The sequence below is a fragment of the Martelella sp. AD-3 genome (assembly GCF_001578105.1).
In the GTDB taxonomy this organism is placed as follows: Bacteria; Pseudomonadota; Alphaproteobacteria; order Rhizobiales; family Rhizobiaceae; genus Martelella.
Genome location: NZ_CP014275.1, coordinates 233,230 through 247,290, shown reverse-complemented (window position 1 = coordinate 247,290; position 14,061 = coordinate 233,230). Strand labels below are relative to the sequence as shown.

Genomic DNA, 14,061 nt, shown 5'->3' with positions numbered 1-14,061 from the left:
CGCCTTATCTCGGTTTAAAACCTTAAACCCGCCGGGAATTTTGACATGTCCACCGATCAACTGAAACTCATGGCGCTGGATGACGAAGACCTCGCCATCATCTCGGCGCATGTCCAGGACGCCGTGTTTCTGTCGAAGGACGTGACGTTCTCGAGGGTCGCCGGGCAGTTCCAGCTTCTGTGCAATCGCTTCGTCTGGGAAAACAAGCGCGGATTCTTCAAGAAGCCGGAGCGGCGGCGGGCTGCGCTCGTGTTCAAGCGGGTCACCGCCGTGCGCAGCATCGGGCTTGACCGAAAGGCCGATGACGAGGTCTCCAACATGCTTTCGGTGACATTCGAGAAAACCGGAGACGGGCCGGAAGGCTCGCTGGTCATCACCCTTTCGGGCGGCGGCGAGATCGTCGCGGATGTGGAATGTATCGAGGTGCTTCTCGCCGATCTTTCGGCAAGCTGGGAAGCGCGCGGCAAGCCGCATCATCCGCGCTGAGACAGTGTTTGTGTGTTGACCGGAATGAATTCCCATCTGATTGAGTGAGGCAAACATGGCCATCTGGCTCGATACAGCCGCCGACGACTTTGAAACCGCCTTTACGGCGCTGCTTTCGATGAAGCGCGAAGTCTCCAAGGATGTCGGCGACACCGTCGATGCGATCATCGCCGATATCCGCGCAAACGGCGATGCAGCCCTTGCCGCCTATTCGGCGCGTTTCGACGATGTCGATTTTTCCGATCCCGCCACGCCGATGAAGGTTGGCACAGAGGAGATGGAGGCCGCAATTGCCGCCGTCGACCCGAAGGTCATCGACGCGTTGCGGCTTGCCGAGGAACGCATCCGCAAGCATCACGCCCGCCAGTTGCCGCCGGACGATTCCTATGAGGACGATATCGGCGTCACGCTTGGCCACCGCTGGACGGCGGTCGAGGCCGTCGGGCTCTACGTGCCGGGCGGGACTGCAAGCTACCCAAGTTCGGTGCTGATGAATGCCGTGCCGGCCAGGGTCGCAGGCGTCGAGCGCGTCGTCATGGTCGTGCCCGCGATGAAGGGCAAGATCAATCCGGCGGTGCTGGCGGCAGCGAAGATCGCGGGCATCACCGAGATTTACCGGATCGGCGGCGCCCAGGCGGTGGCAGCGCTCGCCTACGGCACCGACACGATCGCCCCGGTCTCCAAGATCGTCGGCCCCGGCAATGCCTATGTGGCCGCCGCCAAGCGCGCCGTCTTCGGCACGGTCGGCATCGACATGATCGCCGGTCCTTCGGAAGTGCTGGTGATCGCCGACGGCGAGAACAATCCGGACTGGATCGCCGCCGACCTTCTGGCCCAGGCCGAGCACGACGCCGCGGCGCAGTCGATCCTGATCACCACCGACAAGCCGCTCGGCGAGGCCGTCGAGCAGGCGGTCGAGCGGCAGCTGAAGACCCTGCCGCGCGGCGAGATCGCCGGCGCGAGCTGGCGCGACTATGGCGCGATCATCACTGTTTCCGATCTCGACGCCGCGCTTTCGCTCGCCAACCGCGTCGCGCCCGAACACCTGGAACTCGCCGTCGATGATCCGGACGCGCTGATCCCGAAGGTGCGCAATGCAGGCGCGATCTTTGCCGGGCATTATACGCCGGAAGCGATCGGCGACTATGTCGGCGGCTCGAACCACGTCCTTCCGACCGCCCGTTCCGCCCGCTTTTCCTCCGGGCTCGGCGTTCTCGATTTCATGAAGCGCACCTCCATCCTTCGTCTGGGGCCCGAACAGCTGAATAGACTTGCGCCGGCGGCCATCGAGCTTGCAGAATGCGAAGGGCTGGGCGCCCATGCACGATCGGTCGCCATCCGCCTCAACCGCAAGGAATAGACATGACGACGGGCGAATACAGGCTGAGTGACGTTGTTCTCGACGAGAGCATCGGCCGCGCTTCGCCTGATGTCGAGCATGAGCGCGCCGTCGCCATCTTCGACCTGCTCGAGGAAAACCACTTCCGTCCGGTCGGCCATGCCGGCGGCCCCTACAAGCTGACGCTCTCGATCATCGAGAAGCGGCTGATCTTCGACATCACGCTCGAAAACGGCGACAAGGTCGCAACCCACATCCTGTCACTGACGCCGTTCCGGCGGATCGTGAAGGACTATTTCATGATCTGCGAGAGCTATTACGAGGCGATCAAGACGGCGAGCCCGAGCAAGATCGAGGCGATCGACATGGGCCGGCGCGGGATCCACAATGAGGGCTCGCAAACCCTTCAGGACCGGCTGAAAGGCAAGATCGAACTCGATTTCGACACAGCGCGGCGCCTGTTCACGCTGTTCTGCGTGCTCTACTGGCGCGGCTGACCCCTTCTGCGTCAGGGTTTCGAACGTCACGTGAACAAAAAACGACGGCGGGAGCAAACATGGTTCACAAACGTTGAACTATTGTGTAGGTTTCGCCGCAATTCAGCAGCGCCGCGCGTTTGTTTTCAAGCGCAGCCGATACGCTGCAGATCATTGAAGCAACAGTGTCCCCGTCTGTCATGCCGGCGATCGGCCGGACGGGGATTGAAGCGTTCCGGCCGATCGCCGGGCGCAGGAAAGAAAAGAAACGACATAAATGGCTAAAGAAGAAGTACTGGAATTTCCGGGCGTCGTCGTCGAGCTTCTGCCGAATGCGACATTCCGGGTGAAGCTTGAAAACGACCACGAAATCATCGCCCACACCGCCGGCCGCATGCGCAAGAACCGTATCCGCGTTCTCGCCGGCGACAAGGTGCTTGTGGAAATGACCCCTTATGACCTGACCAAGGGCCGGATCACCTATCGCTTCAAGTAGAAGCGTCTGCCTCCTCTCAAGCGTTCGGGAACGGGTTTGACCGTGGCAAAGACAAAACTTGTCCTGGCATCGGCCTCGCCGCGCCGCGTGGACCTTCTGGACCAGATCGGCGTTAAGCCCGACCGCATCCTGCCCGCCGATATCGACGAAACCCCTCTTGCAAAGGAGACGCCGCGGCTTCTGGCCGGACGGCTTGCCCGCGGCAAGGCCGGCGTGGTGGCCGGAATGCTGGAAGACGATGTTGCCTGGCGCGGCGCAGCCGTTCTGGCCGCCGATACGGTGGTCGCCGTCGGCAGGCGCATCCTGCCCAAGGCTTCAAGCGAAGACGAGGCCATGTCCTGCCTTTCGCTCCTGTCCGGTCGCAATCATCGGGTTTTCACCGGCCTTTGCGTCAGGATTGCCGGGGCGGCCGAGGAAAGCCTGCGGATCGTTGAAACGCGCGTCAGCTTCAAGCATCTCTCGAAGACAGAGATCGAGGCCTATCTGGCCTGCGGCGAATGGCGCGGCAAAGCAGGCGCCTATGCCGTCCAGGGCCGCGCGGCGGCCTTCATCGAGCGCCTCGTCGGCTCCTATTCCGCTGTGGTCGGCCTGCCGCTCTACGAAACGCAGACGCTCCTTTCCGGCCGCGGCTATAACATTTGCGAAGGATGGAGCAAAGATGGGCAATGACAGCGACGTCCGCGTCGAACCGTTGAGAAAACCCCGCAAATGCCCCGAATGCGGGCGTCCCTCGACGCGGGAGAACTACCCCTTCTGCAGCGACCGTTGCCGCCAGCTCGATCTCTCCCGCTGGTTGACCGGATCTTATGCAATTCCCGTCACCGAGGACGAATCGAAGCCCGGCGGCGAGGAGCAATAGAAGCAACCTTTGGTGGCGAACGGTCCGATATTGAGCCTTTCCCGGTGGATCAAGCCGGTTTTATGCACCTGCGATTGCAATTTGTGATCGTTTTTTGAACGAATTGCTCTATACTTGTTGGCAGGGAGGTTTTCGTCCGCAAGGGCGGAAACGGGACAGACAAGGGAGCAGGGCAGTGAGACGAAACATCTCCAGCCGCCAGAATTCCGCCGCAACCTCAGCGGCGGCCGATATGATCGAAGTGCCGGAGTTCATCTTCGCCGACCAACTGCGCGCCATGGCCGGTTGGGACGCTGACGATGCGAAGATCATCTATAGTTCGAAACATGCACGCGGAAAGGGCATCAACTGGGCCCTGTGGCTGACGCTCGCCGGCAGCCTCCTCTTTTTCGCGACAAGCCTTGCCGGCCTCTTTGCGCTCGCGGGGTTCCTCATCCGCGCAATATCCTGAGACCGGCGCTCCTGGCACCGCGATCACATGGCGGTCTGTTGCCCGCCCGCACCGACGGCGTATCGTTCCCAGGCGCCGCCGGGCGCCGTGGCGGCCTGGAGAGCCGCCAGATTGGCCTGGGCCTCTTCCGCCGATACGCCGCTGGTGGCAACGCGCTCGGCCTCCTGCTGCTTGCCCTGAAGCGCCAGCACCAGCGCCAGGTTGACCCGGACTTCCGGGCTGGCATCACGCTGGGCAATTGCCTCGCGCAGATAATTCTCCGCCGTCGCCAGATCATGGGTCAACACGTAGGAGACCGCCATGTTGGACAGCACCTCCGGGTTCTTCGGCGACAATGTGAGCGCCTGACGGTAGCGCATGCGCGCCTCCACCGGCTTGCCCATCTGGTCGAGAATCAGCCCCTCCTGCGAGAAGGTTCGCCAGTCGCGCGGCGACGCCGCTTCCGCATTGCGGACCGTGCGCAGCGCATCCGGGTAATAGCCGAGGGCCGCCTGCGTTTCGGCATAGTGAAGCAGCGCATCGCCGGAATCCGGATTGCGCGCGGCAACCTCGCGCATCACCTGATTGGCTTCGCCGTAGCGCCCCTCGGCCTTCAGATATTCCGACCAGGCGACACCGGCCTTGACGCTTCCGGGCCTGGACAGATAGGCCGTTTCGAGCCGGTAGCTCGCCATCTGGCGCTGTGAGGGCGAGAGCGCGGCTATCTCTTCAGCGGACATGTATTGCGCCGTGGTCATCGGCCTGCGCACGCTGGCGCAGCCTGAAATCGCGATGGCCGCCACAACGAGAGCCAGTGCCGCTTTTCCTGAAAGCCCGGTCGGATTGGTCATTTTAAGGCAAACTCCGTCTGTTCTCCGCGCCCCGATCAGCGTAAGGAATCATTTCCGAGGCTTTACGACACTTTACAGAAAGTTTTTTCCCGCGAAAGTATGCGGGACGACACCGACAAGCGAACACAGATGCCCAGTTTCCAGTTTTTCGAACGCCTTTCGCCGTTTTGCACAACCGGTTCAGAGACAAAGCCGCTCTATGCGGTAACGCCGACCGATCTCGAAAGACCCGACATCCTCCCGGAAAATATCCGCCTTTTTGCCCGCTCGGCGGGATTTTCCGCCCGCGAGGGTGAGCTCCTGCTCGCGCCCGGCGATGACGGCGGTGTTGCCGGTGCCCTCTTCGGCCTCGGACAGGGGAATGCGCCCTTCGTGACCGGTCGCCTTTCCAGGCTTCTGCCGGCAGGCGACTGGCGGCTTACGGGCTTTCAGGGCGATCTGCGCCAGGCGTTGATCGGTTTTGCCGCGGGCGGCTACCGGTTCGAGCGCTACCTGAAGCCGTCCACAGCCGGAAAGGCTCGCCTCGCCGTGCCTGAAGACTGCGACCGGGATGCAATCGAGCGGACGGTTGCCGCCATCTTTCTCGCCCGCGACCTGATCAACACCCCGGCCAACGACATGCAGCCCGATCACCTGGAGCACGCCTTCGAACGCCTGGCCGGTCATTACGGCGCGGAATTCGGCGCGATTCGCGGCGATGACCTTCTGGCAAAGGGCTTTCCGCTGATCCACGCGGTCGGCCGCGCCGGGGAGAAAGCGCCTCGCCTGATGGAGCTGCGCTGGGGCCGCAAGGGCGCAAGGAGCATCGCCCTTGTCGGCAAGGGCGTCTGTTTCGACACCGGCGGCCTCGACATCAAGTCGGCGGCCGGCATGGGCCTTATGAAAAAGGACATGGGCGGCGCCGCCAATGTCATGGCGCTGGCGCTGATGATCATGGACGCCGGCCTCGACGTCGACCTGCGCGTCATCGTCCCGAGCGTCGAGAACGCGATCGCCGGCAATGCCTTCCGCCCGGGCGACATCTACCGCTCGCGCAAGGGGCTTACCGTGCAGATCGACAATACCGATGCGGAGGGACGCCTCATCCTTGCCGACGCGCTGACCTATGCGGACGAGGAGCTTCCCGACCTTCTGATCGACATGGCGACGCTGACGGGGGCCGCCCGCGTGGCGCTCGGCCCGGACATCGCGCCGTTCTTCACCGACAGCGACGCCTTTGCCGAAACGCTGCACAGGAGCGGCGAAGCGCTTTCCGATCCGCTCTGGCGCATGCCGCTTTTTGCCGGCTATGACGCGCGGCTGAAGACCGGGATTGCCGACCTGACCAATGCGCCGGCCGGCGGCATGGCCGGTTCGATCACCGCCGCGCTTTTCCTGAAGCGCTTCATCGGACGGGCAAGGACGTGGGCGCATTTCGATATTTACGGCCACGCGCCGGCCGATCGCGACTTCGGCCCGGCGGGCGGCGAGGCGCAGGCGATCCGCGCCCTCTTCGAAACGATCCGGACGAGCTGATGGTGATGGAACTCGATCGAAGGCTGCATGCCTTCCGGCCCGATCTCGCCGATGCGCGGCTTTCCGGCATCGTCCATGCGGATCGCTTCGCCGTGCCGACGCCGGCCCAGATCATCGTCCCCGTCGCCCCCTTGCGGCCGAAGCCGTCGGAGGCCGCCTTCATCGACAGCCAGCTTCTCTTCGGCGAAATCGTCGACATCTTCGAGCGGAAATCCGGCTGGGCCTGGGTGCAGTCGCGCTTCGACGGCTATGTGGGCTACCTGCCGGAGGCCATGCTGGCCGAGGGCGAGCGCGAGGCGTCCCATGTCATCTCGGTGCCCCGGACCTTCCTTTATCCCGAAGCCGAACTCAAGGCCGGGCCGGTCTGCGCGCTCTCCATGGGCTGCAGACTGACCTTCATCGACGAGGCGGAAACGCGCGGCAGCCGCTATTATCTCTGCTCGGACGGCACGGCGGTCTTTGCCGATCATTGCTTTCCGCTCGGCCGCGCCTTCGAGCGCGATCCGGTGAAGACGGCCCTGCGCTTCCTCGAGACGCCTTATCTTTGGGGCGGCAGGTCCGGTTTCGGCCTCGACTGTTCGGCGCTGATACAGATGGCGATGATGATGGCAGGCATCGCCGTGCCGCGCGATTCCGACATGCAGGAGCTGATGGAAGGCGAGCCGGTGACGCGCCGGGCGCTGAAACGCGGCGACCTTGTCTTCTGGAAAGGCCATGTCGGCATCATGGAAGATGCCAAGACCCTCGTCCATGCCAATGGCGCGACGATGCGGGTCACCCGCGAGAACCTCGACCACGCGATCACCCGCATCGCGCCCGTCTACGGCAACCCGACGTCGTATCTGAGGCCGGCAACGGGCAGGACAGGTTGAAACCAACCTCAAAACGCCGCCCGGAGGCGGCGTTTTCTCAGTGCGTTAACAAAGCCTGCCCACTCCCCGGCCTTCGTGCTCGGGCTTGTCCCGAGGATGACGTCCGTAAAAAGGCTAGGTTTGTCAGCAGTCTGTGAAAACGCCGCCCGGAGGCGGCGTTTCTCATACGTTTCAGTGACGCAAATTACTTGCGGGCGCTGAGCGGCACGACCGAACCCTTTTCTTCAGCCTCGTGGACGACGCCTTCTTCGTAGGCGCGGCCGTAATAGCTGTCGAGCAGGACCTGGCGGATTTCCGAGATCAGCGGATAGCGCGGGTTGGCGCCGGTGCACTGGTCATCGAAGGCCTTTTCGGCAACCGCGTCGAGATGGTCGAGGAAGTCGGCTTCGCCGACGCCGGCCGCCTGGATCGATTCGGGGATATCGCAGGCCTTGTTGAGGCTCTCGATCCACTTGACCAGGTTTTCGACCGATTCTTCGTCGCTCTTGCCGCCAAGCTCCAGATGGCGGGCGACTTCCGCATAGCGGCACAGCGCCTTTGGCCGGTCATACTGGCTGAAGGTCGCCTGCTTGGTCGGATTGTCGACCGCGTTGTAGCGAACCACATTGGCCAAAAGCAGGGCATTCGACAGGCCGTGCGGCAGATGGAACTGCGCGCCGACCTTGTGCGCCATCGAGTGGCAAACGCCAAGGAAGGCGTTGGCGAAGGCCATGCCGGCGATCGTAGCGGCGTTGTGAACCTGCTCTCGGGCCTTCGGATCGGCAGCGCCTTGTCTGTAGGCCGAGGGCAGGTACTCCTTCAAGAGCTTCAGGGCCTGAAGCGCCTGACCATCCGAATACTCATTCGCCATGATCGAGACATAGGCTTCCAGGGCATGGGTCACCGCATCGATACCGCCATGGGCCGTCAGCGACTTCGGCATGTTCATGACGAGGTCGGCATCGACGATCGCCATGGTCGGCGTCAGTTCGTAGTCGGCGATCGGATATTTCACGCCGGTCTTCTCGTCGGTGACGACGGCGAACGGGGTGACCTCCGAACCGGTGCCCGAAGTGGTGGGCACGGCCACGAACTTGGCCTTCACGCCGAGCTTCGGGAAGTGGTAGATGCGCTTGCGGATATCCATGAAGCGCAGCGCCAGATCGGCGAACTCGACTTCCGGATGCTCATACATCACCCACATGATCTTGGCCGCATCCATCGGCGAACCGCCGCCCTGTGCGAGGATGATGTCCGGCTCGAACGAGCGGGCCAGTTCCCAGCCCTTGCGGACGACGGCGAGCGTCGGGTCGGCCTGCACGTCGAAGAAGGTTTCGACTTCCATGCCCAGGCCCTTCAGAACGCGGACCGTATCGTTGACATAGCCGTTCTCGAACAGGAAGCGGTCGGTCACGATCAGGCAGCGCTTGTGGCCCTTCAGTTCTTCCAGAGCGAAGGGAAGCGAGCCGCGACGGAAATAGATCGACGGGGGAAGCTTGTGCCACAGCATGTTTTCTGCCCTCTTGGCGACCGTTTTCTTGTTGATGAGGTGCTGCGGACCCACGTTTTCCGAGATCGAGTTGCCGCCCCACGAACCGCAACCAAGCGTCAGCGACGGCGCGAGGCGGAAGTTGTAGAGGTCGCCGATGCCGCCCTGCGAAGCCGGGGTGTTGATGAGAACGCGGGCCGTCTTCATGCGTTCGCCGAAGGTGGTGACGCGTTCGGGCTGCAGGTCCTGGTCGGTGTAAAGCACCGAGGTGTGACCGATGCCGCCGAGCGCCACCAGCTCCGATGCGATCCGGCTGGCATGGTCGAAGTTCTTGGCCTTGTACATGGCCAGCGTCGGCGACAGCTTTTCGTGGGCAAAGACCTCGTCCTCGCCCGTGCTTTCGACTTCCGCGATCAGTACCTTGGTGCGCGGCGGCACGGTGATGCCGGCCATGGCCGCAATCTTCTCGGCCGACTGGCCGACGATCTCGGCATTCAGCGTGCCCTTCTTGTTCATGATGATGTCGCGAACGGCGCCGGCCTCATTGCCCGACAACACATAGCCGCCATGGCTGATGAAACGCTCGCGGACCTTGTCATAGACCTTGTCGACGGCAATCACCGACTGTTCCGATGCGCAGATAACGCCGTTGTCGAAGGTTTTCGACATCAGGATCGAGGCGACGGCGCGTTTGATGTCGGCATATTCGTCGATCACGGCAGGCGTATTGCCGGCGCCGACGCCGATCGCGGGCTTGCCCGACGAATAGGCGGCCTTCACCATGCCGGGTCCGCCTGTGGCGAGGATGAGGTTGATGTCCGGGTGGTGCATCAGCGCATTCGAGAGTTCCACCGAGGGTTCGTCGATCCAGCTGATGATGTCCTTCGGCGCGCCGGCCTTGACGGCGGCTTCGAGCACGACCCGGGCGGCCTCGCAGGTCGAGCGCCTGGCGCGCGGATGCGGCGAGAAGATCACCCCGTTCCTGGTCTTCAGGCTGATCAGCGCCTTGAAAATCGCGGTCGAGGTCGGGTTGGTGGTGGGCACGATGGCGCAAATCAGGCCGACAGGCTCGGCAACCGTGAAGATGCCGTATTCCGGCTCTTCCGAAAGGATGCCGCAGGTCTTGTCGTCCTTGTATTTGTTGTAGATGTATTCCGAGGCAAAGTGGTTCTTGACCACCTTGTCTTCCATGACGCCCATTCCGGTTTCCTCATGCGCCATACGGGCAAGCGGGATGCGGGCATCGGCCGCGGCAAGGGCGGCGGAACGGAAAATGAAGTCGACCTGTTCCTGGGTATAGGTCGCAAACTTCTGCTGCGCTGCCTTCGTCCGGGCAACGAGCTGGTCAAGTTCGGTCGTGCTGATGGCCGGCATGGGACTACTCCTGCGCTATTTGCCGGAACGCCCGGCGGTTTCAGTGGTTGGCGGACGGCATGGGCCGGTCTTGGGGGCGACCCAGCAGTCTTCTCGGCCAGTCTCGCGCCGCAATTCGTCACCGGCATGACGCCGGCGGGGCTCCAAAAACTATCCCGAAAGAAGACCGTCCAATCTCACCGGAGGCAGATTTAAGCCTCTTTAAATCGGTTTGTATTGATCGTGATCAAAGGCCCGGGGAATCTCGGAATTCACTTCGTCCCAACTGCAAGCGGCTGGAACCCATAATAGGGCGGCAGGCGGCGAATGGAAAGCCGCCGCCGCGTTATTTGCCTTAACCGGAGGGGAGGCCCGGACCTCTGCTCAGCCAATCGCCCGGAACCGCTTCAGCCGGAGCGCGTTCGACAGAACGAAAACGCTGGAAAGCCCCATGGCGGCCGCCGCCAGCATGGGAGACAAAAGCATGCCGTTGACCGGATAGAGGATGCCGGCGGCAACCGGGATGAGCACGGCATTATAGGCAAAGGCCCAGAAAAGGTTCTGCGCGATATTGCGCATGACCGCCCGCGACAGGGCGATAGCATTGACGACGCCCGACAGCGCCCCCGACATCAGCACCACATCCGCCGTCTCGATGGCGATGTCGGTGCCCGTGCCGATGGCGATGCCGGTATCGGCGGCGGCCAGCGCCGGCGCATCATTGATGCCGTCGCCGGCAAAGGCGATTGCGCCATACTGCTCCCTGAGCTCGTTCAGGGCGGCGACCTTGCCATCCGGCAACACGTCGGCAATCACCGTATCGATGCCGGTTTCCGCCGCGATGGCTTCTGCGGTCCTGCGATTGTCCCCGGAGATCATCGCCGTTTTCAGGCCGGCCGCGTGCAATGCCACGATTGCCGCCTTCGCCGACGGCTTGACCGGATCGGCGACGCCGATGATCCCGGCAGGCCTGCCGTCAACGGCAATGAACAGCAGCGAGCGCGCCTTTGCCGCAAGCGCGTCGGCGGTGGCGTCCAGCGCCGAGACATTGGCGCCCAGCAGACCCATGAACCGGTGCGCGCCAACGGCGACCGTCTTGCCGTCGACATCCGCCTTCACGCCGAAACCCGTCACCGCCTCAAAGTCACGGACTGCGAGAAGAGCAATATTCCGCTCTGCCGCCATGGCGATCACAGCCTCCGCAAGCGGATGCTCCGAGCCGGCCTCCACGGCGGCGGCAAGGGCGACAAGCCGGTTCTCGTCGAAGCCGTCCGCAGGAATGATATCGGTCACCTGCGGCCGCCCCTCGGTCAGCGTCCCGGTCTTGTCGAAGGCAATGATGGCGGTATCGCGCAGCGTCTGCAGCGCCTCGCCGTTCCTGAACAGCACGCCGGTTTCCGCTGCCCTGCCCGTTCCGACCATGATCGAGGTCGGCGTTGCAAGCCCCATGGCGCAGGGGCAGGCGATGATCAGCACCGCGACGGCGTTCACCAACGCGAAGGAAAAGGCAGGCGCCGGGCCGGCGAAGAGCCAGATCAGAAAGGTGATCGCGGCCGCCGCCAGCACCGCCGGCACGAACCATGCCGTCACCTTGTCGACCATGGCCTGCACCGGAAGCTTCGCCCCTTGCGCAGTCTCGACCATCTTCACGATCCGCGCGAGCACCGTGTCCGAACCGATCGCCGTTGCCCTGAAGGTGAAGGACCCGGTCTTGTTGATCGTGCCGCCGGTGACGTCGTCGCCCTCGCCTTTTTTAACCGGAAGCGGCTCGCCCGAAATCATCGCCTCGTCCACATGCGAAGAGCCGGAAACGACCGTGCCGTCAACGGCGATCTTCTCGCCCGGCCGCACGATCACCAGATCGCCGCGTTTGACCTCATCGATCGGAATATCGACGGTCGCGCCATCGCGCTCGACGCGCGCGGTCTTCGGCTGCAGGCCCATCAGGTGGGTGATGGCGGCCGAGGTCCGCCCCTTGGCTCTGGCTTCGAGATAGCGGCCGAGAAGGATCAGCGTGATGATGACGGCAGAGCTTTCGAAATAGACCTGAGCGGCGCCTGCCGGAAAGACCTGCGGCAGGAAGGTCGCGACCGTGGAATAGGCCCAGGCGGCGCTCGAGCCTAGCATCACCAGCGCGTTCATGTCCGGCGACAGCCTGCGGAAAGAGGCAATGCCGTGGCTGTAGAACCGCCGGCCGGGACCAAACTGCACGATCGTCGCCAGCGCGAAATAGAACACATGCAGCGGAAACATCCCGACCGTCGCCATCACCTCACGGCCGAGGGCGGGGATGACGTGCGACCCCATTTCCAGCACGAAAAGCGGCAGGGTGAAGGCGAAAGCCGTCAGCAGATCGCGCTTCAGGGCCGCCTGCTCCTTCGCCCGGCGGCCTTCATGGCTTTCGCTTCCGGCGCGCTGATCCTCCAAGCGACGCGCCTTAAAACCGGCCTTCCCAATCGCGGATTCCAGCACAGCAAGGTCCACGGATGGCAGAACCGAAAGCGTTGCCCGTTCATTCGCCAGATTGACATGAGCCGAGACAACGCCAGGCACGCGGGACAGCGACCGCTCGACGCTTGCCACACAGGAGGCGCAATGCATGCCGAGAATGCCAAGTTCGACGGTCGACAGCGGCACGCCATAGCCGCCTTTCTCGATCGCCGCCACCACGGCGCCCGTCGCTTTCCTGTCGGAAAGCGTCACCTCGGCCGTTTCGGTCGCCAGATTGACGGCAACCGCCTCAACGCCTTCAACCTTGCCGACGACCCGCTCGACGCTTGCCACGCAGGATGCGCAGGTCATGCCTGTCACCGGCACGGAGAGGGTTTGCGTCCTGCGGCTGGTAGAGATCGTCTGTTCCATGGGAAACGCCTTTCGGAAAATCGCTGTCTTGCCGAAATCTCAGGCCACGACGTCGTAGCCGGCGTCCTCGATGGCCTCGACGGCCTGATCGCGGGTGGCCGGCGCGGCAAGCTCAAACGAGGCGGCGTTGTCGTCCAGCCTGACGGCGACACCGGAAATCCCGTCAATGCTGCCAAGCGCCTTCGTCACCTTCTCGCTGCATTTGGCACAGCCCATGCCTTCGATCTTCAGCGTCAGTTTCTCGGCCATCGTCTTGCTCCTTGGGTTTCTTTGGCTTTGATGCTGATGCAGGAGATAGGGTTTCCAGTCACTGGAAGGTCAAGCCTGCTTTTGCACTTTTCGACGCGCGAGCGGCTTGCCAGCGGCGGCAGGACCTGTCTTTGATGCGAATATTCTGGCGATTTCAGGGGAGAGACACGTGGATTTTCAACTCTGGCTTACCTTCGTGGCGGCATCGACGGCATTGCTTTTTATTCCCGGCCCCACCGTTCTTCTCGTGCTGAGCTATGCGCTCAGCCAGGGGCGACGGGTGGCGCTCGCAACCGCCGCCGGCGTCGCGCTCGGCGATCTCATCGCCATGAGCGCCTCGCTCGCCGGTCTCGGCGCGCTTGTCCTCGCCTCGGCCAAGCTGTTCATCATCCTCAAATGGGTCGGCGCGGCCTATCTTGTCTATCTCGGCATCCGGCTTTTCAGAAGTGCCGGAAAGGGCGAGACCCCGGCCTCCTCTGCCACGCCCCCTCTCGCGGCACAGCGGATTTTCTTTCACGCCATGGCGGTCACCGCCCTGAACCCGAAATCGATTGCCTTCTTCATCGCCTTCGTGCCCCAGTTCATCGTACCGGCGGAACCACTCCTGCCGCAGTTTGCGGTCCTCACGCTCACCTTCGTCGCGTTGGCCGCCATCAATGCCCTGGCCTACGCCCTGATGGCCGACCGGCTGCGGACAAGGCTTTCCTCTGCCGCCGCAACCGTGCTGCTGCCGCGCCTCGGCGGCAGCGCGCTGGTCGCCATGGGGGTGACCACGGCGGCGCTGCAACGGTCAACGTCCTGAAAC

General features: G+C 63.2%; 14 protein-coding genes. 10 read left to right on the top strand and 4 right to left on the bottom strand.

Features of this window, described 5'->3' with window-relative positions; all coding sequences use genetic code 11:
• The first annotated feature begins 45 nt into the window (after nucleotides 1-45).
• The 7 genes from AZF01_RS01120 to AZF01_RS01090 all read left to right on the top strand — a co-directional run bounded on the left by AZF01_RS01120 (nucleotide 46) and on the right by AZF01_RS01090 (nucleotide 4,107).
• A complete protein-coding gene (locus AZF01_RS01120; protein ID WP_024708549.1) occupies nucleotides 46-486 on the top strand; it encodes a DUF2948 family protein in 441 nt (146 codons plus the stop codon).
• A gap of 55 nt (nucleotides 487-541) precedes the next feature.
• Entirely contained in the window at nucleotides 542-1,846 is a 1,305-nt protein-coding gene (hisD, locus tag AZF01_RS01115) for a histidinol dehydrogenase (RefSeq protein WP_024708548.1), read from the top strand.
• Between the two features lie 2 nt (nucleotides 1,847-1,848).
• The gene (locus AZF01_RS01110) at nucleotides 1,849-2,322 is read left to right on the top strand and encodes a UPF0262 family protein (RefSeq protein ID WP_024708547.1); all 474 of its coding nucleotides are present in this window, start codon (nucleotides 1,849-1,851) and stop codon (nucleotides 2,320-2,322) included.
• A 256-nt stretch (nucleotides 2,323-2,578) separates the two neighbouring features.
• Complete coding sequence (infA, locus tag AZF01_RS01105; protein WP_024708546.1) at nucleotides 2,579-2,797, top strand: translation initiation factor IF-1; 219 nt, start codon at nucleotides 2,579-2,581, stop codon at nucleotides 2,795-2,797.
• A gap of 36 nt (nucleotides 2,798-2,833) precedes the next feature.
• Nucleotides 2,834-3,466, top strand: a complete 633-nt coding sequence (locus tag AZF01_RS01100; protein ID WP_024708545.1) for a Maf family nucleotide pyrophosphatase — start codon at nucleotides 2,834-2,836, stop codon at nucleotides 3,464-3,466.
• Nucleotides 3,456-3,656 (top strand): DNA gyrase inhibitor YacG, encoded by a 201-nt coding sequence (yacG, locus tag AZF01_RS01095; RefSeq protein WP_024708544.1) that lies wholly within the window; start codon nucleotides 3,456-3,458, stop codon nucleotides 3,654-3,656. The genes AZF01_RS01100 and yacG overlap by 11 nt, the downstream gene beginning before the upstream one ends.
• Nucleotides 3,657-3,831: 175 nt before the next feature.
• Nucleotides 3,832-4,107, top strand: coding sequence for a hypothetical protein (locus tag AZF01_RS01090; protein WP_152534551.1), 276 nt, complete (start codon nucleotides 3,832-3,834; stop codon nucleotides 4,105-4,107).
• 23 nt (nucleotides 4,108-4,130) lie between these two features.
• Here AZF01_RS01090 and AZF01_RS01085 read toward each other — a convergent pair whose 3' ends face one another.
• A complete protein-coding gene (locus AZF01_RS01085) occupies nucleotides 4,131-4,937 on the bottom strand; it encodes a tetratricopeptide repeat protein (RefSeq protein ID WP_024708542.1) in 807 nt (268 codons plus the stop codon).
• Nucleotides 4,938-5,066: 129 nt separating this feature from the next.
• Here AZF01_RS01085 and AZF01_RS01080 point away from each other — a divergent pair, with 129 nt between their 5' ends.
• Together AZF01_RS01080 and AZF01_RS01075 are read left to right on the top strand one after the other, a co-directional pair.
• Nucleotides 5,067-6,452: a M17 family metallopeptidase gene (locus tag AZF01_RS01080; protein ID WP_024708541.1), complete on the top strand. Its 1,386-nt coding sequence runs from the start codon at nucleotides 5,067-5,069 to the stop codon at nucleotides 6,450-6,452.
• Between the two features lie 5 nt (nucleotides 6,453-6,457).
• Nucleotides 6,458-7,324 (top strand): C40 family peptidase, encoded by an 867-nt coding sequence (locus AZF01_RS01075; protein ID WP_036237316.1) that lies wholly within the window; start codon nucleotides 6,458-6,460, stop codon nucleotides 7,322-7,324.
• Between the two features lie 184 nt (nucleotides 7,325-7,508).
• Here the strand turns inward: AZF01_RS01075 and adhE are convergent, their stop codons facing one another.
• From adhE to AZF01_RS01060, 3 genes are all read right to left on the bottom strand, one after another.
• On the bottom strand, nucleotides 7,509-10,166 hold the full coding sequence (adhE, locus tag AZF01_RS01070) for a bifunctional acetaldehyde-CoA/alcohol dehydrogenase (protein ID WP_024708539.1): 2,658 nt from the start codon (nucleotides 10,164-10,166) through the stop codon (nucleotides 7,509-7,511).
• A gap of 363 nt (nucleotides 10,167-10,529) precedes the next feature.
• Nucleotides 10,530-13,007, bottom strand: a complete 2,478-nt coding sequence (locus AZF01_RS01065) for a heavy metal translocating P-type ATPase (protein WP_024708538.1) — start codon at nucleotides 13,005-13,007, stop codon at nucleotides 10,530-10,532.
• Nucleotides 13,008-13,046: 39 nt separating this feature from the next.
• Nucleotides 13,047-13,256, bottom strand: coding sequence for a heavy-metal-associated domain-containing protein (locus AZF01_RS01060; protein WP_024708537.1), 210 nt, complete (start codon nucleotides 13,254-13,256; stop codon nucleotides 13,047-13,049).
• A gap of 169 nt (nucleotides 13,257-13,425) precedes the next feature.
• On the opposite strand from AZF01_RS01060, the gene AZF01_RS01055 reads away from it, so the two are divergent.
• Nucleotides 13,426-14,058, top strand: a complete 633-nt coding sequence (locus AZF01_RS01055) for a LysE family translocator (RefSeq protein ID WP_024708536.1) — start codon at nucleotides 13,426-13,428, stop codon at nucleotides 14,056-14,058.
• Nucleotides 14,059-14,061: the final 3 nt, after the last annotated feature.